The sequence below is a fragment of the Caldimonas thermodepolymerans genome, from assembly GCF_015476235.1.
Classification (GTDB): Bacteria; Pseudomonadota; Gammaproteobacteria; order Burkholderiales; family Burkholderiaceae_C; genus Caldimonas; species Caldimonas thermodepolymerans.
On sequence record NZ_CP064338.1, the window covers coordinates 3,032,398 to 3,052,209 of the forward strand.

Annotated in this window: 24 protein-coding genes and 1 pseudogene; 6 read left to right on the forward strand and 19 right to left on the reverse strand. The window is 69.3% G+C overall.

Annotated elements, in window-relative coordinates; translation table 11 throughout:
* Positions 1-16: 16 nt before the first annotated feature.
* Positions 17-884 (forward strand): annotated as a pseudogene (locus tag IS481_RS14270) (ABC transporter permease).
* A 197-nt stretch (positions 885-1,081) separates the two neighbouring features.
* Entirely contained in the window at positions 1,082-1,999 is a 918-nt protein-coding gene (gene rpoH, locus IS481_RS14275; RefSeq protein WP_104357896.1) for an RNA polymerase sigma factor RpoH, read from the forward strand.
* Positions 2,000-2,068: 69 nt separating this feature from the next.
* On the opposite strand, the gene IS481_RS14280 is transcribed toward rpoH, so the two are convergent.
* The 7 genes from IS481_RS14280 to IS481_RS14310 form a co-directional block, all read right to left on the reverse strand.
* Positions 2,069-2,812 (reverse strand): SDR family NAD(P)-dependent oxidoreductase, encoded by a 744-nt coding sequence (locus IS481_RS14280; RefSeq protein WP_104357882.1) that lies wholly within the window; start codon positions 2,810-2,812, stop codon positions 2,069-2,071.
* 93 nt (positions 2,813-2,905) lie between these two features.
* The gene (locus IS481_RS14285; protein WP_104357881.1) at positions 2,906-3,424 is read right to left on the reverse strand and encodes a GNAT family N-acetyltransferase; all 519 of its coding nucleotides are present in this window, start codon (positions 3,422-3,424) and stop codon (positions 2,906-2,908) included.
* A 49-nt stretch (positions 3,425-3,473) separates the two neighbouring features.
* On the reverse strand, positions 3,474-4,076 hold the full coding sequence (locus IS481_RS14290) for an SCO family protein (RefSeq protein ID WP_104357880.1): 603 nt from the start codon (positions 4,074-4,076) through the stop codon (positions 3,474-3,476).
* Entirely contained in the window at positions 4,076-4,987 is a 912-nt protein-coding gene (gene cyoE / locus IS481_RS14295; protein WP_104357879.1) for a heme o synthase, read from the reverse strand. The genes IS481_RS14290 and cyoE overlap by 1 nt, the downstream gene beginning before the upstream one ends.
* Before the next feature lie 18 nt (positions 4,988-5,005).
* On the reverse strand, positions 5,006-6,160 hold the full coding sequence (locus IS481_RS14300) for a COX15/CtaA family protein (protein ID WP_104357878.1): 1,155 nt from the start codon (positions 6,158-6,160) through the stop codon (positions 5,006-5,008).
* A gap of 13 nt (positions 6,161-6,173) precedes the next feature.
* The gene (locus IS481_RS14305) at positions 6,174-6,881 is read right to left on the reverse strand and encodes an SCO family protein (RefSeq protein WP_104357877.1); all 708 of its coding nucleotides are present in this window, start codon (positions 6,879-6,881) and stop codon (positions 6,174-6,176) included.
* A complete protein-coding gene (locus IS481_RS14310; RefSeq protein ID WP_104357876.1) occupies positions 6,835-7,584 on the reverse strand; it encodes an SURF1 family protein in 750 nt (249 codons plus the stop codon). Before IS481_RS14310 ends, IS481_RS14305 begins: the two co-directional genes overlap by 47 nt.
* A 32-nt stretch (positions 7,585-7,616) precedes the next feature.
* Between IS481_RS14310 and IS481_RS14315 the strand changes: the two genes are divergently transcribed.
* Positions 7,617-7,838 (forward strand): twin transmembrane helix small protein, encoded by a 222-nt coding sequence (locus tag IS481_RS14315; RefSeq protein ID WP_104357875.1) that lies wholly within the window; start codon positions 7,617-7,619, stop codon positions 7,836-7,838.
* A 97-nt stretch (positions 7,839-7,935) separates the two neighbouring features.
* On the opposite strand, the gene IS481_RS14320 is transcribed toward IS481_RS14315, so the two are convergent.
* The 7 genes from IS481_RS14320 to IS481_RS14345 form a co-directional block, all read right to left on the reverse strand.
* Complete coding sequence (locus IS481_RS14320; protein WP_104357874.1) at positions 7,936-8,826, reverse strand: cytochrome c oxidase subunit 3; 891 nt, start codon at positions 8,824-8,826, stop codon at positions 7,936-7,938.
* 77 nt (positions 8,827-8,903) lie between these two features.
* On the reverse strand, positions 8,904-9,140 hold the full coding sequence (locus tag IS481_RS14325) for a DUF2970 domain-containing protein (protein ID WP_104357873.1): 237 nt from the start codon (positions 9,138-9,140) through the stop codon (positions 8,904-8,906).
* On the reverse strand, positions 9,137-9,757 hold the full coding sequence (locus IS481_RS14330) for a cytochrome c oxidase assembly protein (RefSeq protein ID WP_104357872.1): 621 nt from the start codon (positions 9,755-9,757) through the stop codon (positions 9,137-9,139). The genes IS481_RS14325 and IS481_RS14330 overlap by 4 nt, the downstream gene beginning before the upstream one ends.
* 29 nt (positions 9,758-9,786) lie before the next feature.
* On the reverse strand, positions 9,787-9,900 hold the full coding sequence (locus IS481_RS18410) for a cytochrome oxidase small assembly protein (protein WP_211305210.1): 114 nt from the start codon (positions 9,898-9,900) through the stop codon (positions 9,787-9,789).
* A 26-nt stretch (positions 9,901-9,926) separates the two neighbouring features.
* Positions 9,927-11,558, reverse strand: coding sequence for a cytochrome c oxidase subunit I (gene ctaD / locus IS481_RS14335; RefSeq protein ID WP_104357871.1), 1,632 nt, complete (start codon positions 11,556-11,558; stop codon positions 9,927-9,929).
* Positions 11,559-11,591: 33 nt separating this feature from the next.
* Positions 11,592-12,764: a cytochrome c oxidase subunit II gene (gene coxB, locus IS481_RS14340; protein WP_419186855.1), complete on the reverse strand. Its 1,173-nt coding sequence runs from the start codon at positions 12,762-12,764 to the stop codon at positions 11,592-11,594.
* Between the two features lie 577 nt (positions 12,765-13,341).
* Complete coding sequence (locus IS481_RS14345; RefSeq protein WP_104357870.1) at positions 13,342-14,223, reverse strand: methyltransferase domain-containing protein; 882 nt, start codon at positions 14,221-14,223, stop codon at positions 13,342-13,344.
* Positions 14,224-14,354: 131 nt separating this feature from the next.
* On the opposite strand from IS481_RS14345, the gene IS481_RS14350 reads away from it, so the two are divergent.
* Entirely contained in the window at positions 14,355-15,071 is a 717-nt protein-coding gene (locus IS481_RS14350) for a ComF family protein (protein WP_104357869.1), read from the forward strand.
* A gap of 25 nt (positions 15,072-15,096) precedes the next feature.
* The gene (gene trmL / locus IS481_RS14355; protein ID WP_104357868.1) at positions 15,097-15,567 is read left to right on the forward strand and encodes a tRNA (uridine(34)/cytosine(34)/5-carboxymethylaminomethyluridine(34)-2'-O)-methyltransferase TrmL; all 471 of its coding nucleotides are present in this window, start codon (positions 15,097-15,099) and stop codon (positions 15,565-15,567) included.
* A gap of 1 nt (position 15,568) precedes the next feature.
* Here the strand turns inward: trmL and IS481_RS14360 are convergent, their stop codons facing one another.
* The 5 genes from IS481_RS14360 to IS481_RS14380 all read right to left on the reverse strand — a co-directional run bounded on the left by IS481_RS14360 (position 15,569) and on the right by IS481_RS14380 (position 18,891).
* On the reverse strand, positions 15,569-16,543 hold the full coding sequence (locus IS481_RS14360; RefSeq protein WP_104357894.1) for a Bug family tripartite tricarboxylate transporter substrate binding protein: 975 nt from the start codon (positions 16,541-16,543) through the stop codon (positions 15,569-15,571).
* Positions 16,544-16,575: 32 nt separating this feature from the next.
* The gene (locus IS481_RS14365; RefSeq protein ID WP_104357867.1) at positions 16,576-17,556 is read right to left on the reverse strand and encodes an NAD(P)H-dependent glycerol-3-phosphate dehydrogenase; all 981 of its coding nucleotides are present in this window, start codon (positions 17,554-17,556) and stop codon (positions 16,576-16,578) included.
* 18 nt (positions 17,557-17,574) lie between these two features.
* Entirely contained in the window at positions 17,575-18,051 is a 477-nt protein-coding gene (gene secB / locus IS481_RS14370) for a protein-export chaperone SecB (RefSeq protein ID WP_104357866.1), read from the reverse strand.
* Positions 18,052-18,172: 121 nt separating this feature from the next.
* The gene (gene grxC, locus IS481_RS14375) at positions 18,173-18,436 is read right to left on the reverse strand and encodes a glutaredoxin 3 (RefSeq protein WP_104357865.1); all 264 of its coding nucleotides are present in this window, start codon (positions 18,434-18,436) and stop codon (positions 18,173-18,175) included.
* 41 nt (positions 18,437-18,477) lie between these two features.
* Positions 18,478-18,891, reverse strand: coding sequence for a rhodanese-like domain-containing protein (locus tag IS481_RS14380; RefSeq protein ID WP_104357864.1), 414 nt, complete (start codon positions 18,889-18,891; stop codon positions 18,478-18,480).
* 172 nt (positions 18,892-19,063) lie between these two features.
* On the opposite strand from IS481_RS14380, the gene gpmA reads away from it, so the two are divergent.
* On the forward strand, positions 19,064-19,807 hold the full coding sequence (gene gpmA / locus IS481_RS14385) for a 2,3-diphosphoglycerate-dependent phosphoglycerate mutase (RefSeq protein ID WP_104357863.1): 744 nt from the start codon (positions 19,064-19,066) through the stop codon (positions 19,805-19,807).
* Positions 19,808-19,812: the final 5 nt, after the last annotated feature.

A 19,812-nucleotide genomic window follows, 5' to 3' on the forward strand; every position in this document is an offset into this window, starting at 1 on the left:
CCACCCGGACCCCGCCATGAGCAGTACCCTCACCCCTCCCGTCCGCCCCGAGTACACCCGCGAGGTCGAGACCCGCATCGACGTGGCCGTCGAGCAGCCGCTGCCCTGGTGGCAACGCGCCTGGCAGCACGACCTGCTGCGCCAGGGCCTGATCGTGCTGGCACTGGCCGCGCTGTGGGAAGCCGTCGCCCGCTGGACCGCCAACGACCTGCTGCTGCCCAGCTTCAGCCAGGCCGCCCGCGCCTTCGTCGACGACATCGCCAGCGGCGAGCTGACCCAGCGCGCCGCGATCTCGCTCGGCCTGCTGGTGCAGGGCTACGCGCTCGGCGTGGCCGGCGCCTTCGTGCTGACCGCGCTGGCGGTCTCGACGCGCATCGGGCGCGATTTGCTGGCCACGCTGACCGCGATGTTCAACCCGCTGCCGGCCATCGCGCTGCTGCCGCTGGCGCTGCTGTGGTTCGGCCTGGGCAACGTCAGCCTGCTGTTCGTGCTGGTGCACTCGGTGCTGTGGCCGCTGGCGCTGGCGGCCCATTCCGGCTTCCAGTCGGTGCCCGAGACGCTGCGCCGGACGGAACTACGGGCTGCGCGGGGTGTCCTACGTCACCCACATCCTGGTGCCCTCGGCGCTGCCGTCGATCCTGTCCGGGCTGCGCATCGGCTGGGCCTTCGCCTGGCGCACGCTGATCGCCGCCGAGCTGTTCTTCGGCGCCTCGTCCGGGCGCGGGGGGCTCGGCTGGTACATCTTCCAGAACCGCAACGAGCTCTACACCGACCGGGTGTTCGCCGGGCTGGCCACGGTGATCCTGATCGGCCTGCTGGTCGAGCGGCTGGTGTTCGACGGACTGGCGCGCGTGACCGTGCGCCGCTGGGGCATGTCGCGCTGAGGCGGCACGCCTGGAATCGGCCGGAAAGATGAAAGCAAATGCTTACATTTTCCGGCCCGAACGGTACCCATGTGAGGTCTTTCCCGGCCGGAACTTGATCCTCGGCAGGATCCGTGGCAGGTTTTAGCACTCACCGGATGCGAGTGCTAATATTGACGGAACCAACCAAGGTTCAGGAGGTCGATAGCAGCATGAACATGACACCGTCCACTGCGCTCGCTGTTCGCGACCCTTGGAGCCTGGTGCCCTCGCTGGGCAACCTGGACGCCTACATCGCGGCCGTCAACCGCCTGCCCATCCTGACGCAGGAGGAAGAGACCCGCTACGCGCGCCAGTATCGGGAGCAGAACGACCTGGAAGCGGCGCGCAAGCTGGTCATGTCGCACCTGCGCCTGGTGGTCTCGGTCTCGCGCCAGTACCTGGGCTACGGCCTGCCGCACGGTGACCTGATCCAGGAAGGCAACATCGGCCTGATGAAGGCGGTCAAGCGCTTCGACCCGGCCCAGGGCGTGCGCCTGGTGAGCTACGCGCTGCACTGGATCAAGGCCGAGATCCACGAGTACATCCTGAAGAACTGGCGCATGGTCAAGGTGGCCACCACCAAGGCCCAGCGCAAGCTGTTCTTCAACCTGCGCTCGATGAAGCAGCACCTCAAGGATGACGCGGCCGACGCGGACACCCACCGCTCGACGCTGACTGACCGGGAGATCGACACCGTCGCCCGCGAGCTGAACGTCAAGCGCGAGGAAGTCATCGAGATGGAGACGCGCCTGGCCGGCGGCGACGTCGCGCTGGAGCCGACGGTCGAGGACGGCGAGGAAAGCTACGCGCCGATCGCCTACCTGGCCGACGAAAGCCAGGAGCCGACCCGCCTGCTCGAGGCCCAGCGCCGCGACGAGCTGGCCACCGACGGCGTGGCCCGCGCGCTGGAAGTGCTGGACCCGCGCAGCCGCCGCATCGTCGAGGAGCGCTGGCTGAAGGTCAACGACGACGGCTCGGGCGGCAAGACGCTGCACGAACTGGCCGCCGACTATGGCGTCAGCGCCGAGCGGATCCGCCAGATCGAGGCCGCGGCGATGAAGAAGATGCGCAAGGCGCTGGCCGAGTACGCCTGAGGTTCTCCGGCCCGCGAGCCCCGCAAGCGGCCCCCGCCGGGGCCGCTTCGCTTTTGTGGAGGGAGTGCCTCAGCGGGCCAGGAAGCCGCCATCGACCGGGTAGTAGGCACCGGTCACGAAGGAGGCGCGGTCCGAGCTGAGCCACACGACCAGCTCGGCCACTTCCTCCGGCCGGCCCAGCCGCCCGAGCGGGTGCATGCCGAGCAGCGCCTGGTGCGTGGCCGGATCGGCCTCCAGCGCGGCGATCATCGGCGTGTGGATGAAGGCCGGGCCGACCGCGTTGACGCGCACCCCCTGGGTGGCGTACTCCAGCGCCGCCGCGCGCGTCAGGCCCACCACGCCGTGCTTGGCCGCGGTGTACGCCGGGGCGTTGGCAAAGCCCACCTGGCCCAGGATCGAGGCCATGTTGACGATGGACCCGCCGCCGTGCGCCAGCATCGCGGGAATCTGGTACTTCATGCAGTGGAACACCCCGCTGAGGTTGACGCCGATGACCTGCTGCCAGGCCTCGAGCGGGTAGTCGGCCGTCGGCGCCGAAGCGCCCCCGATGCCGGCGTTGTTGCAGGCGGCATCCAGCCGCCCGAAGCGCTGCACCGTCGCGGCGACCAGCCGCTCGCAGTCCTCGGCGCGGCTGACGTCGGCCGGGACGGCCAGCACCGTGCCGCCGGCGGCTTCCACCTGCGCGACGGTCTCGTCCAGCGGCGCCACGTCCGAGACCACCACGCGCGCCCCTTCGCGGGCATACGCCAATGCGATCGCGCGGCCGATGCCGGTGGCCGCGCCGGTCACCAGGGTCACCTTGTCCTTGAGCATGCCGTTCTCCTGTCAGGGGTTGCCAGATGGAAGCCATCATGACAGCACGCCCGACCCGCACGGCCCTTGCCCTGCATCAACGCAGGGGCGCGCTCAGTCCAGCGCCTTGAGCATGTACTGGCCCTGCCCGCCGTAGCTGGCCAGGGCGTCGCGCGCCGCGTCGTCGCGCAGCGGGTGCGGCCGGAAGCCGAGCACCTGCCAGTACCCGGCGGCCTGGCCGTAGGCGACCAGCCCCAGCCGCGACACGCCGCGGCGGCGCGCCTGCCGTTCGACCTCGGCCATCAGCCGTCGCGCCAGGCCCCGCCCCTGCATGGCCGGGTGCACGACCACCTCGTAGACGAACAGGCTGTCGCCCTGCGCCGCGCCCGGGGCCAGCCGTTCGTCCAGGCGCAGCACGTGGCCGGACGGCCAGGGCAGTGCCTGCACGTGGCCGACCACCGAGCCGCCGACCTCGACCACGGCACAGACCGCGCCACCGGCCTTCAGGCGGCTGCGCAGGCCGCTGTAGCGGTCCGGCGGCAGTTCGGGCGCGTAGGCCAGGTCCTGCAGCTGGCGGATGCGGGCAAGATCGGCCCCACGGGTGGGCCGGAGGACGACGCGGTTGGAACACATGAGCAACGGACCCCGGACGGGGCGGACAGGGAGGGAACTCGCGTCCCGCTCAGGACGCGGACTGCAGCAGGCGACGCAGGTCCTCGGCCAGCGCCTGGGCGCCGGCACCGTGGCGCGTGAACAGCCGGATGCGGCCCTGCGTGTCGAACACGTACATGCCCGCCGTGTGGTCGATGGTGTAGGTGTCCGGCGTCTTGCCCGGCACCTTGGCGTAGAACACCTTGAATTCCTTCGCGACCTCGGCGGTCTGCTCGGGCGTGCCGCGCAGCGCGATGAAGCCGGGGTCGAAGCTGGCCATGTAGGCCTTCAGCACCTCGGGCGTGTCGCGCTCCGGGTCCACGGTGATGAAGATGCCCTGCAGCTTCTCGCCGTCCGCGCCCAGCAGCTGGCGCGCCTGCGCCAGCTCGAGCAGCGAGGTCGGGCACACGTCGGGGCACTGCGCATAGCCGAAGAACACTGCCACCAGCTTGCCCTTGAACTCGGACAGCGTGCGCTCGCGCCCGTCCGGGTCGGGCAGGCGGAAGTCCCGCGCGTACTGCGCGCCGGTGATGTCGATCGCGTGGAACGCGCCCGCATCCGTGCCCGTCTTGCCGCACGCGGCCAGCAGTGCCACGGCGCCGGCGGCCGCCACCACGAATGCGCGTCGTTTCATCACAGCCAGGGCCTCAGGTAGTGGTCCACCAGCAGCGCGGCGAACAGCAGCGCCAGGTGGAGGATCGAGAAACGGAAGGTGCGCCGCGCGAGCTGGTCGGAGTACTCGCGCCACAGCCGCCAGCCGTAGGCGATGAACGCGCCTCCCAGCACCAGCGCGGCGGCGAGGTACAGCCAGCCGCTCATGCCGTAGATGAACGGCAGCAGCGTCGCGGCGAACAGCACCAGCGTGTACAGCAGCACGTTCAGGCGGGTGAATTCCGAGCCGTGGGTGACCGGCAGCATCGGCAGGCCGGACTTGCGGTAGTCCTCGGCGCGGTACAGCGCCAGCGCCCAGAAGTGCGGCGGCGTCCACAGGAAGATGATCAGGAACAGGATCAGCGCTTCGGGGCCGACGTCGCCGCGCATCGCGGCCCAGCCCAGCACCGGCGGCATCGCCCCGGAGGCGCCGCCGATCACGATGTTCTGCGGCGTCAGCGGCTTGAGCACCACGGTGTAGATCACCGCGTAGCCGACGAAGGTGCCGAAGGTCAGCCACATCGTCAGCGGGTTGACCAGCGCGTACAGCAATGCCATGCCCGCGCCGCACAGCACGCCCGAGAACAGCAGCGTCTGGGCCGTGGTCAGCTGCCCCTTGGCGGTCGGGCGCCAGGCGGTGCGCGCCATCTTGGCGTCGATGTGCTGCTCGACCAGGCAGTTGAAGGCCGCCGCGGCACTGGCCACCAGCCAGATGCCCACGGTGGCGGCGATCGCCGTCGCCGGGTCGGGCAGGCCGGGCACCGCGAGGAACATGCCGATCACGGCACAGAAGACGATCAGCTGCACCACGCGGGGCTTGGTCAGCGCGTAGAACTGCGCTACGCGCGACGGCAGGGTGTGGGAGCTGGCGATCGATCCAGGCATGGCGGACATGGGAGAAAGCTGTCGATTCTAGGATGCGAGACGAGGGCCTGCCGCTGCGGCCGCCAGGCGGTCGGGCGCGGCCTGCGTCAGCCGCGCGCGCGTCAGCAGCGCGGTCAGCACGCCGACCAGCGCGGCCGCCCCGCCGGTGTGGCTCACGGCCGCGACCAGTGGCCAGCCAAGCACGACGTTGGACAGGCCCGTGCCCAGCTGCCACAGCGCGCAGCCGGCCAGCGCCCAGGCGAAGCGGCGCGCGGAGCGGTCCTGCCCGTGCACGGCCAGCAGCCGCCAGGCCAGCAGGCCGACCGCGACGAACACCACGTAGGCCGCAAGGCGATGGGTGTAGTGGATCGCGACCAGGGCCGGGAACGGCAGGTAGCCGCCGTCCTTGCCGGCGCCCAGCTCGCGCAGCAGGGTGTAGCCGTGGTCGAAGTCCATCTCCGGCCACCAGCTGCCGTTGCAGGTCGGGAAGCCGCCGCAGGCCAGCACCGCGTAGTTCGTGCTGACCCAGCCCCCCAGCGCGACCTGCACCCACACCAGCAAGAACACGACCCAGGCCAGCAGGTGCACGCCGCCCGCCAGGGGCAGGCGGCGGCCGCGGAACACCTGGGCCTGCGCCGCCAGCAGCGCCAGCAGGATCAGCCCGCCCAGCAGGTGTGCGGTCACGATGGCCGGATAAAGCTTCCAGGTCACGGTGAGCGCACCGAACGCCCCCTGCACGCACACCCACGCCAGCGTCACCGTGGCCCACCACGGCGACAGCGCGATCTCGCGGCGCAGCAGCCACGCGGCGATCGCCATGACCGTGATCAGCACGCCCACGCCGGTGGCCAGGTAGCGGTGCACCATCTCGATCCAGGCCTTCTGGTGCGTGACCGGCCCGGTCGGCGCCTCGGCCTGCGCGGCGCTGATCTGCTCGTGCGCGCCGAACGGGCTGGCGCTGCCGTAGCAGCCCGGCCAGTCCGGACAGCCCAGGCCCGAGTCGGTCAGGCGCGTGAAGGCGCCGAACAGGATCAGGTCGAAGGTGAGGAACAGCGTCAGCAGGGTCAGTGCGGCCAGTCGCTGCGCCGGTGCGGCGCTGCGGTGGCGCAGCCACACCCAGGCCAGCGGCCCCAGCGCGATCACGATGCCGAGCAGCGCCATGCGCGCCACCGGGGTGAAGTCGTAGAGCGTCTGCGCGTCCATCGCCACGGCCCCCTCAACGTCCCGGACGGTCCCAGCTCGCCGAGGCGCGCATCAGCTTGGCCAGGTCGCGCTTGACCTTGTTCGCGTCGGCCTCAGCCGGAAAGCGCATCATCCAGTTGCCCAGCGGGTCGACCACGTACAGGTGGTCCGGCAGCTGCCGGCCCTCGGCCGGAGCCAGCCATTCGGCCAGCGCCTCCTGCGGCACGCGCAGCACCTGCGCGCCGGGGATCGCCTGCAGCACCTCGGGACGCACCGCGGCCTCGTCGGTGACGAACCACACCTTGTCGAGGCGGTCACGGTCCTTGCCCAGCGTCTCGCGCAGCTGGCGCTGCAGGTACAGGTGGCGCTCGCAGCGTTCGTCGCACGCGCCGCCGGCCACCACGACCAGCAGCCACTGGTCCTTCAGCGAGGTGGCCGCGACCGGCTGGCCCTGCAGGTCGCGCAGCGGCAGCGCTTCCGGCAGCGGGCGCTGCGGCAGGATCAGCTCGCCGTAGTTGGTGCGTCCTTCGGGACGGATCACGTAGTAGGTGAAGTACGACGCGATCACCGGGGCCGCGCACACCAGCAGCACCAGCAGCATCTTGAGCCGGCCGGCCCGCGTGCGCCGGTCCGCGTCGACGGACGGCCTGGGCATGGTGTGGACCGTGAAGCTCAGCGGCTCGGGGGGCCCGCCCTCAGGACGATCTGCGGAGCCGGGGGCGAAGGAGTTGGAACCAGACATACAAACCAGTCATCAGCGCACTCAGGGCAAACCACTGGAAGGCATAGCCATAGTGCTTGTGAACGTCCACCGCCGGTGCGGGCCAGTCGCGCAGCAGCCCGTCCTCGGGGTCGCCGGCAACGGCTGCGGTCTGGACGACGGAGACGGGCCACAGCGGGGTGCCGACCTCCTGCTCGTACGACGCCAGGTCGAGATTCTGCCGGATGGGTCCGCTGCCTGCCGCGTCGAACTCGTATAGCTTGGCGGGCGGCGGGGCGATGCGGCCCTCCAGGCGCACCTCGCCGTCGCCGGTGGGCACCGACGGCAGCCGCGTGCGGTCCTGCACGTCGCGCGGCGCCCAGCCACGCTGCACCACGACCGCCTCCTCGCGCCCCGCGAGCTTCAGCGGCGTCAGCACGTAGAAGCCGGGACGGCCGTGCATCTGCCGGTTGTCGAGGAACACCGTGTGCTCGTGCAGCCAGCGCCCGCGCAGCGTCACGGGACGGTGCAGCAGGTGCGCGTCCACGTCGCTCGGTCGGCGCAGCTCCTCCAGCGGCACCGCGGGCAGCTGCGACTGGCGCTCGATCGCGGCCTGCAGGGCCTCCTTCTGCGCCGCGCGGCCGAGCTGCCAGCGCCCCAGCGAGGCCGTCACCGCCACGCCGGCGATGGTGACGACCAGCACGACCCAGCGTCGCCAGGAGGGAGCTTGCTTCGCTTCAGCCATGGCGTCGCGGGACGGGGGAGATAATCCGTTCCATGAAACTCCTCGTCGGCCTCGCCTTCATCTTCATCATCGCCAGCCTGGCGTCCGCCCTCGTCTTCATGATGCGCGACGGCCGCGACGGCAAGCCCAAGACCAACAACATGGTGCGCGCCCTGGCGGTCCGCGTCGGACTGTCGGTCGCGCTGTTCCTGTTCATCCTGCTCAGCTACAAGCTCGGCTGGGTCCAGCCCACCGGCGTGCCCATCGTGCGCTGAAGGCTGCACCGCCAGGAACGAAAAAACAAACGCCGCTTCGCGCGGCGTTTGTCGTCATGGCGTGCCATCGAAGGCGGCGTGGCCGCCTCCACGTGGCTTACATCCAGTAGACCAGCACGTACAGGCCCAGCCACACCACGTCGACGAAGTGCCAATACCAGGCGGCGCCTTCGAAGCCGAAGTGACGCTCGGACGTGAAGTGGCCCTTCATCAGGCGCAGCGTGACGACCAGCAGCATCAGCATGCCGACGAACACGTGGAAACCGTGGAAGCCGGTCAGCATGAAGAAGGTCGAGCCGTAGATGCCGGAGCTCAGCTTCAGGTTCAGGTCGTTGTAGGCGTGCGCGTACTCGACACCCTGCAGGATCAGGAAGGTCACGCCCAGCAGCACGGTCAGCCACATGAAGCCGATGGTCTTGCCGCGCTGGTTCTCGCGCAGCGCGTGGTGGGCGATCGTCAGCGTCACGCCCGAGGCCAGCAGCAGCGCGGTGTTGATGGTCGGCAGCGGCCACGGACCCATGGTCTGGAACGGCTCGACGATGCCGGCCGGCGAGGCGGTGGCACCGCTGCCCGGCGCGGCGCTCGGCCAGATCGCCTTGAAGTCGGGCCACAGCAGCTGGTTCTCCAGGCCACCCAGCACCGGCAGCGTATACAGGCGCGACCAGAACAGCGCGGCGAAGAACGACGCGAAGAACATGACCTCGGAGAAGATGAACCAGGCCATGCTCCAGCGGTAGGACGCGTCGATGCGCTGGCTGTACAGGCCGCCCTCGCTCTCGCGGATCGCGTCGCCGAACCACTGGTAGAGCACGAACAGCCACCACAGCAGGCCGAACAGCAGGGCGTACGCCCCCCAGCCATGGCCGTTGATCCACTGGCCCGCGCCCAGAATCACGAAAAACAGGCCGATCGCGGCCATGACCGGATGCCGCGAGGGCCCGGGCACAAAGTAATAAGGCGTGGTGCCTTGATGCGTCGCTGCCGACATGTTTTTCTCCTAATGAACCTGTCTCTTGTCTGTCCTGTGGGGCCCCGGGCGCTGCTGCCCGGATGCCGGATTGCCCGTCACGTCGCCGCGCCGCTGCCGACCACCCAGTTGACGATCAGGATCAGCAGCACGATGAAGATCAGCGCGCCGACCAGGCCGCCGATGATCACGTGCGCCGGCTTCAGCTCGTTGACGTCCTTCTCGTAACCCGACGACTTGCGCACGCCGAAGAACGCCCACAGGATCGCCTTGACCGTCTGCAGGAAGGTCCCCTTGCGCGGGGCGGCGTCCTGCCTGTCGTTGGTACCGGTCATGTGCGGGGCTCCACGGCGGCCTGCGCCGCCTGCTGTTCGCCCTTCGGGGCGGCAGGCACCTTGCCGCCGACCTCGAAGAACGTGTACGACAGCGTGATCGTGGTCACGTCACGCGGCAGCTTCGGGTCGATCACGAACACCACCGGCCACTGCTTGGATTCGCCCGGCGCCAGGGTGTACTCGTTGAAGCAGAAGCACTCCAGCTTGTTGAAGTGCGCCGTCGCCTGCTTGGGCGCGTAGCTCGGGATGGCCTGCGCCGCCATGGTGCGGTTCTGCACGTTGCGGAACTCGTACATCACGGTAGCCAGCTCGCCCGGGTGCACGGTGATCGAGTTGACCGCGGGCTTGAACTCCCACGGGCCGCGCACGTTGGCATCGAACTCGACGGTGATCGTGCGCGAGGTGTCGACCTGCGTGTTGACCGAGGTGCGCTGCGCCATCCCGGGCACCAGGCGCTCGCTCAGCGACAGCACGTTGATGCCCAGCGCCTCGCAGATGTGCTTGTACATCGGCACCATCGCATACCCGAAGCCGAACATCATCGCGACGATGACGAGCAGCTTGCCGAGCATGCGACGGTTGTCGTGTCGGTCGCCGGATGCCTCAGGGGTACTCATGACTCTCGAACCTGATGACCAGGCCGGCCTCAGCCGCCGAAATAGGCCATGCGGATGATGAACCCGATGAAGAAGGCAGCCGCCACCGACGCCAGGATCAGCGCCAGCCGCAGGTTCTGCTTGCGTTTGTCGGGAGTGATCATCGCATGGCCCCTTTCCAGTCCGGCGTTCAGCCGATCACGCGGGTGGCGCTGGCGTTCAGCTTGGGCGGCGTTTCATAGGTGTGGAACGGAGCCGGCGACGGCACTTCCCATTCCAGGCCTTCGGCGCCTTCCCACGGACGCTGCGGCGCCTTCTCGCCCTTGCCGCGCATCATCGGCAGCACGATGAAGAAGAAGAAGTACACCTGCATCAGGCCGAAGCCGAACGCACCGATGGACGCGATCATGTTGAAGTCCGCGAACTGCATCGGGTAGTCGGCGTAGCGACGCGGCATGCCGGCCAGGCCGAGGAAGTGCATCGGGAAGAAGGTGATGTTGAAGGTGATCAGCGAACCCCAGAAGTGGAACTTGCCGCGCGCCTCGGAGTACATCACGCCGGTCCACTTCGGACCCCAGTAGTAGAAGCCGGCGAACAGCGCGTACAGCGAGCCGGCCACCAGCACGTAGTGGAAGTGGGCCACCACGTAGTAGGTGTCCTGCAGCTGGATGTCGATCGGCGCCATCGACAGCATCAGGCCCGTGAAGCCACCCATCGTGAACACGAAGATGAAGCCCACGGCGAACAGCATCGGGGTCTCGAAGGTCATCGAGCCGCGCCACATCGTGGCCACCCAGTTGAAGATCTTCACGCCCGTCGGGACCGCGATCAGCATGGTCGCGTACATGAAGAACAGCTGGCCGGTCACCGGCATGCCGGTCGTGAACATGTGGTGGGCCCACACGATGAACGACAGGATGGCGATGGAGCCGGTCGCGTACACCATCGAGGTGTAGCCGAACAGGCGCTTGCGGGCGAAGGCCGGCACGATCTGGCTGATGATGCCGAAGGCCGGCAGGATCATGATGTAGACCTCGGGATGCCCGAAGAACCAGAAGATGTGCTGGTACATCACCGGGTCACCGCCGCCGGCCGGGTTGAAGAAGCTGGTGCCGAAGTGGCGGTCGGTCAGCGTCATCGTGATGGCGCCGGCCAGCACCGGGATCACCGCGATCAGCAGGTAGGCGGTGATCAGCCAGGTCCAGGCGAACATCGGCATCTTCATCAGCGTCATGCCGGGCGCCCGCATGTTCAGGATGGTCACGATGATGTTGATCGAGCCCATGATGGACGAGGCGCCGAGGATGTGCATCGCGAAGATGCCCACGTCCATCGACGGGCCCATCTGCAGCGTCAGCGGGGCGTACAGCGTCCAGCCGGCCGCCGGCGCGCCGCCGGGCAGGAAGAACGACCCCACCAGCATGATCGCCGCGGGGATCATCAGCCAGAAGCTGAAGTTGTTCATCCGCGCGAACGCCATGTCGGAGGCGCCGATCTGCAGCGGGATCATCCAGTTCGCGAAGCCCACGAAGGCGGGCATGATCGCGCCGAACACCATGATCAGGCCGTGCATGGTGGTCAGCTGGTTGAACAGCTCGGGGTTGACCACCTGCAGGCCGGGCTGGAACAGCTCGGCACGGATCAGCAGCGCGAGCACGCCGCCGATCATCAGCATCGTGAAGCTGAACAGCAGGTACAGGGTACCGATGTCCTTGTGGTTGGTCGCGAAGACCCAGCGACGCCAGCCGTGCGGATGGTCATGCGCATGGTCGTGGGCGTGGCCGCCCGCAACGTGACCGTGGGAGTCGAGCACTGCACTCATCGTCAATTCCTTTGGATTTCGAACTCGGCTGGTTTACTGGCGGGCAGCCACGATTTCCGACGGCTGGACGATCTTGCCCGTCTGGTTGGACCAGGCGTTCTTGGTATAGGTGATCACGGCCGCGATCTCGGTGTCGGACAGCTGCTTCCACGCCGGCATCGCACCGTTGGCCGCGCCGTTGAGCACGACCTGGATCTGCTTGCCGGCATCCTCGTCCTTCACGATGGGCGAGCCGTCCAGCGCCTTGATCGGGCCGGCGCCGGTACCGTCGGCCTTGTGGCAGGCGGCGCAGTTGGCGGCGTAGACCTTCTCGCCACGGGCGACCAGCTCGTCCAGCGTCCAGACCTTGCTCGGGTCGTCGGCCTTGGCGGCCATTTCCTTCTTCTTCTCTTCGACCCAGGCGGCGTAGTCTTCCTGCGACAGCACCTTCACGTGGATCGGCATGTAGGCGTGCTCCTTGCCGCACAGCTCGGCGCACTGGCCGTAGTAGTCGCCGACCTTCTCGGCGCGGAACCAGGTATCGCGCACGAAGCCGGGGATCGCGTCCTGCTTGACGCCGAAGGCCGGGATCATCCACGAGTGGATCACGTCGGCGGCGGTGGTCACGATGCGGATCTTCTTGTCCACCGGCACGACCATCGGGTTGTCGACCTTGAGCAGGTAGTCGTCACCGACCGGCTGGCCGGCGTCGGACGCCTGGCGATGCGTCACGTCGAGCGTGGACAGGAAGGAGATGCCCTCGCCTTCGCCCTTCAGGTAGTCGTAACCCCACTTCCACTGGTAGCCGGTGACCTTGATGGTGAGGTCGGCGTTGGTGGTGTCCTTCATCGCGACCACGGCCTTGGTGGCGGGCAGCGCCATGCCGATCACGATCAGGAACGGCACCACGGTCCAGGCGATCTCGACCTTCACGCTCTCGTGGAAGTTGGCCGGCTGGGCGCCCTTGGACTTGCGGTGCTTGATGATCGAATAGAACATCACGCCGAAGACCGCGACGAAGATCACACCGCAGATCCACAGCATCATGTAGTGCAGGAACTGCTGTTCCTCGGCGATGCGGGTGACCGGCGGATGCATGTCGATCTGACGCACCGCGGGGCCGCCGGGCAGGCTGTTGACGGCCATCGCACAGGTGGTGGCGAGCGCTGCGCCCAATCCGAGGCCGGCCTGCCCCGCCTTGTGCCAAAGTGCTTTCATGGTCTTCATCGTGGTCACTTCAGTTTCAAACTCTCTTCACTGGCGCCGCGCGCACCGCCTTCACCGGACGGCGGCCCGCGCCACGCCGTGCGCAATCCTTCGGCCACACGGGCGGGCCCTCACGACCTGAGGCACCGGCCGCCTCCTGCGCGGTCATGCACGACGGCAGGATCGGCACCGTGCGCCCTTCGTGCATCGACACACACCCGGTCCATGTCAGGCTGGATCCACCCACCCTGCCGCGCGCCGACCGGCCACCGCACCCGGATGGACGCACTTCCAGCAGGATGCCATGCACTCGGACGAGGAGGCCTTGCTGGAGATGCCTCGCGAGACGGCATCATCACGATCCATGCTCGCGTGGACCCGACACCATCGCACCCGCGGCTTGCAGCACCATGCCTGTCGGTGATGCCCTGCCTGCACGCAGCGCCGGTCCGGTCAACCGGGTCGGATGGACCCAAGCCTGCAACGGCTGCGGAACCTACCCAACCAAACCGAAGGATTTTAGCTTAGCGCAAACTCTGGTCACAACCAGCTTGACGCAGATCAGAACAACTTCACGCCTGCAAGACGACACTGCACGTCAACGTGGACGCTGCGAGGAACGCACCATCGTGCGCATGTCCTGCAGCGACACGCGCGTCTCGCCACCTGCCACGGCGCGCGGTGCACCCTTGAAGGCATGGCCGTAGACGATCTCGAACGTGATCGCCACGCGTGCGGGGTCGGGTGCCTGCATCTGCGCCATCAGCGCGCGCTTCCAGCGTGGCGTGCGCAGGCCCGCATGGCGCTGCGGGTGGGTATTGCGCCCGAGCGTGCGCAGTTCCGCAAGCGCGGCTTCCGGCGTGGACCAGGTGAGCGTGATGCGCTCCATGTCCATCACCGGGTCGGCAAAGCCGGCATGCACCAGCATGTCACCGAGGTCGTGCATGTCGACGAACTCCGCACCCGCCGGCCCGTGACCATGCCGCGCGTGCAGCGCACGCAGCTCGCGCGCCGTGTCCGGCCCGAGGCACGAGAACATCGTGAACCCGTCGACTGCGAGCGCGCGGTGCCAGCGCCGGATCATCTCGGCCGGATCGGCCATCCAGTGCAACACCATGTTGGCCCACAGCAGCTGTGCGCCGGCCCCGTCGGCCTCGGCCTCGCTCAGCGCGCGCGGCGACTTGCCCCAGCGCGACGGCAACCACCAGGGCCGACGCTGCGCGGCCAGCCAGGCATCGCGCGCGGCCTCGTCGGGCTCGACCGCGATGAGCTCGGCCTGCGGATAGGCCTGCTGCAACAGCGCCAGGCTGCCCGAGCGCGAACTCCACCAGTCCAGCACCCGCTGCGGCTTCGCCCTGATGATCTCCAGGCGCTGCGCCATGCGGCGCGCCACTTCGGCATGCAGCCAGGGCGGCTGCGTGCCGCTGCGCCACCACGCAGCCGCGGCAGCGGGATCGAAGGGGCGCGGGGAAACGGGCATGGACGCAGTATATTGACCACCCGCTGCACGCGATGCGCGGCCTGGCGAAGGCCCCACGGCCGCACGCGTGCAGCGTGTCCCGACGGACCCTGGCCACGGGTGCAGGACCGGCCCGTGGGTGTGCCGCGATCATGCTCACGTCCCTGTTGCTGCGTCCTGCGGCCTGGCTGCGTGCCTTGCCGAGCCAATGCGCGGTCTGCCGCACCTGGCAGGCCAGGCGCGTGTGTGCCGCCTGCTTGCGGCGCTTTGCGCGCACCGTGCCGCGCTGCGTGCGCTGCGCGATCCAGGTACCCGAAGGCGTCCTGACCTGCGGCGCCTGCCTGCGCCATCCGCCGCCGTGGACCCACGCGGTCGCCGCGCTCGACCACGCCTACCCGTGGGCCAAGCTCGTGGCCGACCTCAAGTTCCATGAGCGGCTCGACCTGGTCGAGCCGCTGGCGCAGCGGCTGCTCGCGGCGATCCGCGAGCGCGATGCCGCGCCACCCGAGCTCGTGCTGCCGGTGCCGCTGTCGCGCGCCCGCCTGGGCGAGCGCGGCTACAACCAGGCCTGGGAGATCGCGCGCTGGCTGGCGCGACGCCTCGGGCTGCCGGCGCATGCCGACTGGCTGGTGCGCGTGCGCGACACCGCGCAGCAGATGACGCTGTCGCAGGCGCAGCGCCGGACCAACCTGCGCGGGGCGTTCGCGGTCGAGCCGCACCGGCTGGCGGCGGTCCACGGGCGCTCCATCGCCCTCGTCGACGACGTGATGACCACCGGCGCCACTGCCGGCGAACTCGCGCGCACGCTGCTGCAGGCCGGTGCGCGCGAGGTGCGGGTGTGGATCGTCACGCGCACGCCGCGGGAATGATGTCCCCGCGCCGATAATCGCGGACATGTTCCGCATCGTGCTCGTCGAACCGGAGATCCCGCCCAACACCGGCAACGTGATCCGCCTGGCGGCCAACACCGGCTGCGAGCTGCACCTGGTGGAGCCGCTCGGCTTCTCGATGGAAGACCGCCTGATGCGGCGCGCCGGGCTGGACTACCACGAGTACGCGGACGTGCAGCGCCATGCCTCGTGGGACGCCTTCCTGCAGGCCCGGCAGCCGCAACGCGAGCGCATGTTCGCGTTCACCACGCACGGCAGCCGCCCGTTCGCGGACGTGGCCTGGCAGCCGGGCGACTGGCTGGTGTTCGGCGCCGAATCGCGCGGCCTCGCCCCTGCGGTGCGCGAGTCCTTCCCGCCCGGGCAGCGCGTGCGCCTGCCGATGCGGCCCGGCCAGCGCAGCCTGAACCTGTCGAACACCGTCGCGGTGGCGGTGTTCGAGGCGTGGCGGCAGAACGGCTACGCGGGCGGGGCGTGAATCACTCGGGTTGCACGCCGGCGGCCTTGATCACGCGGCCCCAGTTCTCGCGCTCGGACTTCATCAGCTGGGCCAGCGCCTGCGGCGCGGTGCCTGCGGCGGTGAAGTACTGCGCCAGCATCTTCGCGCGCACCTCGTCGCTCTTGATGATGCGCACCAGCTCCTGGCTGAGCCGGTCGATGACGGGCTTGGGCGTGCCGGCCGGCGCCAGCACGGCCTGCCAGGAGATGGCCTCGAAGCCGGGGTAGCCCAGCTCGGCGAACGACGGCAATTCCGGCAGCGCCGCGCTGCGGCCGGCAGTCGTCACGCCCAGCGCGACCAGCTTGCCGGCCCTCACCTGTCCCATCGCGATGCCGGGCACCATGAAGGCGGCCTGCACCTCGCCGGCCAGGATCGCGTTGACGATCTGCGGGAAGCCCTGGTAGGGCACGTGCGCGAGGTCGATGCCGGCGCGCGCCTTGAACAGCTCCATCGCCAGGTGCGAGGCGCTGCCGTTGCCCACCGAGCCGTAGTTGAGCTGGCCCTTGCGTTCCCGGGCGATGCGCACGAAGTCGGCCAGCGTCTTCGCCCCCAGCTGCGGCGAGACCACCAGCACGTTGGGACTGGTCGCGACCAGGCTGACCGGCGCGAGCTGCCGGACCGGGTCGTACGGCAGGCTCCTGCTCAGCAGCGGCGCGGTGACCAGCGGCCCCTGGATCGTGAACAGCAGCGTGTAGCCGTCCGGCGCGGCCTTGGCCACCAGCCCGGTGCCGATGTTGCCGCCCGCGCCGGGCCGGTTCTCGACCACGATGGTCTGCCCGAGCGCGTGCGACAGCGGCTCGGCGACGACACGCGCGATCAGGTCCGGCGAGCTGCCGGCCGGAAACGGCACGACCAGGCGGATGGTCCGCGCCGGCCACGGCTGCTGCGCCTGCACGGGCCAGGACAGCGATGCGGCCGCCGCACCGGCGACCTTCAACCACTGACGACGTTGCATGTACACCTCCGTGTGGGATTCGGTGGACGGGCTCACCACTCCGCGCGGGCGCTGCGGCCCATCAGCCGTTCCAGCCCCTGCTGCGGCGTGAGGCGCCCGTCCAGGATCTGCGTGACCGCCTCGGTGATCGGCATCTCGACGCCGCGCTCGCGCGCGCGCTGCAGCACGGTCGGGGCGCTGTAGACGCCTTCGGCCACGTGGCCGAGCTCGGCGAGGATCTGCGCCAGCGACTTGCCCTGCGCGAGCTGCAGGCCGACCTGGCGGTTGCGCGACAGGTCGCCGGTGGCGGTCAGCACCAGGTCGCCCAGGCCGCTCAGGCCCATGAAGGTCTCGGGGCGGGCGCCGAGCGCCAGGCCCAGCCGGGTCATCTCGGCCAGGCCGCGCGTCACCAGCGCGGCGCGCGCGTTGAGGCCGAGGCCCATGCCGTCGGCGATGCCGGTGGCGATCGCCAGCACGTTCTTGACCGCCCCGCCCACCTCCACCCCGGCCGGATCCGGCGAGGTGTAGACGCGCAGCGCGTCGCCGTGGAAGGCGTGCACCGCGGCCTCGGCCAGCGCGGCATCGGTACTCGCGGCCACCAGTGCGGTGGGCAGGCCGCGCGCCACCTCGAGCGCAAAGCTGGGCCCGGACAGCACGCCCACGCGCGCCTGCGGGCGCACCTCGCGGGCCACCTCGTGGCCGAGCAGGCCGGTGCCGGCCTCGAAGCCCTTGCACAGCCACCACACGCAGGCGTCTTCGGGGACGCGGCCGAGCATCTCGCGCAGCGCGGCCATCGGCGTGGCGACCACCAGCAGCCCGCCCTGCGCATGGCGCAGGGCCTGGTCGAAGTCACTGCTGACGAGGAGTTCCGGCGGCAGGTCCGCGCCGGACAGGTAGCGTTCGTTGCGTCGCGCCTGCTGCATGGACGCTGCCTGCGCGGCGTCGCGCGCCCACAGCAGCGTCGGATGCCGCGGCGCGGTGCTCGCCGCCAGCGCCGTCCCCCAGGCGCCGGCGCCCAGGACGGTGATGTTCATCGGCAGGAACGGCGGGGATCAGGCGCTGGTGATGATCGGCGAGCCGCCGTTGCCGCCCTGCTGCTGTTGCTGCTGCAGCTGGGCCTCGTACATGGCCTGGAAGTTGACCTCGGCCAGGTGCACCGGCGGGAAACCGGCGCGCGAGATCACGTCGGCCACCACGGCGCGCAGGTACGGGTAGACGATCTGCGGGCAGGCGATGCCGATGATGGGGTTGACCTGGTCTTCCGGGATGTTGCGGATCTCGAAGATGCCGGCCTGCTTGGCCTCGACCAGGAACAGGGTCTTGTCCTTGACCTTGGTGTGCACCGTGGCCACCACGCTGACCTCGAACACGCCGTCGGCGACCGGCTGCGCCTCCAGGCCCAGGTTGATGTCCACCTTGGGCTGTTCCTGCTCCAGCAGGATCTGCGGGGAATTGGGCTGCTCCAGCGACAGATCCTTCGTGTAGACGCGCTGGATCTGGAACACGGGGTTGTTTGCTTGCTCGGCCATGGTGAGTGTCGTTCTTCCTCGGAAACGAAAAGCCCGCAACCGGTAGGGGGTGCGGGCTGCGAACACGCATTATGGCCGAGCCGGAAGCTGCTCCGGCGCGGCCTGCGTCAGATGTGCTCGCTCAGGCGCGGCCTTCGAGCAGGGGGATCAGGCCGCCGCGCTGGTCCAGCGCGATCAGGTCGTCGCAACCACCCACGTGCGTGTCCCCGATGAAGATCTGCGGCACGGTGCGCCGGCCGGTGAGGCTCGTCATCGCCTCGCGCTGGGCCGGATCCAGGTCGACCCGGATCTCCTCGATCTCGGCCACGCCGCGCTGCTTGAGCAGCATCTTCGCGCGCTGGCAGTACGGGCACACCAGCGTCGTGTACATCTTCACGGGTTGCATGCAGCAGTCCTTCGTCCTGGCCCTGCGGGCGGTGAGCACCTTCAGGCCGTGGTTTTCTCGATCGGCAGGTTCGCTTCGCGCCACGCCGCCGTGCCACCGGCCAGCGGCACGGCCTTCTCGTAGCCCGACTTGCGCAGCGTAGCCGCAGCACGCGAAGCGCGTGCGCCGGTCGGACAAACCACGATGATGGGCAGGGACTTGTTGGACGGCAGCTCCCTGGCGCCTTCCAGGCTGCCGAAGGGGATGTTGCGCGCGCCGGCGACATGGCCCGCGGCGTATTCGGCCGGCTCGCTGACGTCGACGACCACGGCCTTCTCGCGGTTGATCAGCAGCACCGCCTGGGCCGTGCTGACCGCACCGGCACGGGTGCCGCGGGTGACGAGCGGCCACACCAGCATGCCGCCGGAGACGAAGGCGACCAGGATGAGGAACCAGTTGTCGATGATGAATTTCACTTGGGAAACCTGAACGGTGGCTGGGGAACGGGCACCTGCTGCGGCAGCCCCGGCGCCTGACGCGCCAGGCCCCTGCAGGCAGGCCGTGACGGGCGCGGATTATAGAATTCCGGGCTTTTGGGCAAGTTGCCGCCCTCTCCCGGATCTCAAGACATCTCTTCAGGAGGCTTCGATGTACAAGCTCGTGCTCATCCGTCACGGTGAGTCCACCTGGAACCTGGAAAACCGCTTCACGGGCTGGACCGACGTCGAGCTCACGCCCACCGGCGTCGAGCAGGCCAAGGAGGCTGGCCGCATCCTGAAGGTCGAAGGCTACGACTTCGACGTGGCCTACACCTCGGTGCTCAAGCGCGCGATCTGGACGCTGTGGCACGTGCTGGACCAGATGGACCGCACCTGGCTGCCGGTGGTGCACAGCTGGCGCCTCAACGAGCGCCACTACGGCGCGCTGCAAGGGCTGAACAAGGCCGACATGGCCAAGCAGTACGGCGAGGAGCAGGTGCTGATCTGGCGCCGCAGCTACGACGTGCCGCCGCCCGCGCTGGACCCGAACGACCCGCGCGGCCAGCGCCAGGACATCCGCTACACGAAGCTGCAGCCCGAGCAGATCCCGCTGACCGAATGCCTGAAGGACACGGTGGCGCGCGTGCTGCCGTTCTGGAACGATTCGATCGCGCCGGCCATCAAGGCGGGCAAGCGCGTCGTGATCGCCGCGCACGGCAACAGCATCCGCGCGCTGGTGAAGTACCTCGACAACATCTCCGACAGCGACATCGTCGGGCTGAACATCCCGAACGGCATCCCGCTGGTCTACGAGCTGGACGCCGAGCTGAAGCCGATCCGGCACTACTACCTGGGCGACGCCGAAGCCGCCGCCCGCGCCGCGGCCGCCGTGGCCAGCCAGGGCAAGGCCTGACCGTC

Excerpts from the sequence above, each read along its gene's own strand:
- secB (WP_104357866.1), bottom strand. The coding sequence starts at position 18,051 with ATGGCCGAGCAAGCAAACAACCCCGTGTTCCAGATCCAGCGCGTCTAC.
- IS481_RS14310 (WP_104357876.1), bottom strand. The coding sequence starts at position 7,584 with ATGGCTGAAGCGAAGCAAGCTCCCTCCTGGCGACGCTGGGTCGTGCTG.
- IS481_RS14290 (WP_104357880.1), bottom strand. The coding sequence starts at position 4,076 with ATGAAACGACGCGCATTCGTGGTGGCGGCCGCCGGCGCCGTGGCACTG.
- IS481_RS14345 (WP_104357870.1), bottom strand. The coding sequence starts at position 14,223 with ATGCCCGTTTCCCCGCGCCCCTTCGATCCCGCTGCCGCGGCTGCGTGG.
- ctaD (WP_104357871.1), bottom strand. The coding sequence starts at position 11,558 with ATGAGTGCAGTGCTCGACTCCCACGGTCACGTTGCGGGCGGCCACGCC.
- IS481_RS14305 (WP_104357877.1), bottom strand. The coding sequence starts at position 6,881 with ATGTCTGGTTCCAACTCCTTCGCCCCCGGCTCCGCAGATCGTCCTGAG.
- IS481_RS14300 (WP_104357878.1), bottom strand. The coding sequence starts at position 6,160 with ATGGACGCGCAGACGCTCTACGACTTCACCCCGGTGGCGCGCATGGCG.
- gpmA (WP_104357863.1), top strand. The coding sequence starts at position 19,064 with ATGTACAAGCTCGTGCTCATCCGTCACGGTGAGTCCACCTGGAACCTG.
- IS481_RS14350 (WP_104357869.1), top strand. The coding sequence starts at position 14,355 with ATGCTCACGTCCCTGTTGCTGCGTCCTGCGGCCTGGCTGCGTGCCTTG.
- IS481_RS14325 (WP_104357873.1), bottom strand. The coding sequence starts at position 9,140 with ATGACCGGTACCAACGACAGGCAGGACGCCGCCCCGCGCAAGGGGACC.
- rpoH (WP_104357896.1), top strand. The coding sequence starts at position 1,082 with ATGACACCGTCCACTGCGCTCGCTGTTCGCGACCCTTGGAGCCTGGTG.
- IS481_RS14330 (WP_104357872.1), bottom strand. The coding sequence starts at position 9,757 with ATGAGTACCCCTGAGGCATCCGGCGACCGACACGACAACCGTCGCATG.
- coxB (WP_419186855.1), bottom strand. The coding sequence starts at position 12,764 with ATGAAGACCATGAAAGCACTTTGGCACAAGGCGGGGCAGGCCGGCCTC.
- grxC (WP_104357865.1), bottom strand. The coding sequence starts at position 18,436 with ATGCAACCCGTGAAGATGTACACGACGCTGGTGTGCCCGTACTGCCAG.
- IS481_RS18410 (WP_211305210.1), bottom strand. The coding sequence starts at position 9,900 with ATGATCACTCCCGACAAACGCAAGCAGAACCTGCGGCTGGCGCTGATC.
- IS481_RS14365 (WP_104357867.1), bottom strand. The coding sequence starts at position 17,556 with ATGAACATCACCGTCCTGGGCGCCGGCGCCTGGGGGACGGCGCTGGCG.
- IS481_RS14285 (WP_104357881.1), bottom strand. The coding sequence starts at position 3,424 with ATGTGTTCCAACCGCGTCGTCCTCCGGCCCACCCGTGGGGCCGATCTT.
- IS481_RS14360 (WP_104357894.1), bottom strand. The coding sequence starts at position 16,543 with ATGCAACGTCGTCAGTGGTTGAAGGTCGCCGGTGCGGCGGCCGCATCG.
- IS481_RS14320 (WP_104357874.1), bottom strand. The coding sequence starts at position 8,826 with ATGTCGGCAGCGACGCATCAAGGCACCACGCCTTATTACTTTGTGCCC.
- cyoE (WP_104357879.1), bottom strand. The coding sequence starts at position 4,987 with ATGTCCGCCATGCCTGGATCGATCGCCAGCTCCCACACCCTGCCGTCG.
- IS481_RS14315 (WP_104357875.1), top strand. The coding sequence starts at position 7,617 with ATGAAACTCCTCGTCGGCCTCGCCTTCATCTTCATCATCGCCAGCCTG.
- IS481_RS14280 (WP_104357882.1), bottom strand. The coding sequence starts at position 2,812 with ATGCTCAAGGACAAGGTGACCCTGGTGACCGGCGCGGCCACCGGCATC.
- trmL (WP_104357868.1), top strand. The coding sequence starts at position 15,097 with ATGTTCCGCATCGTGCTCGTCGAACCGGAGATCCCGCCCAACACCGGC.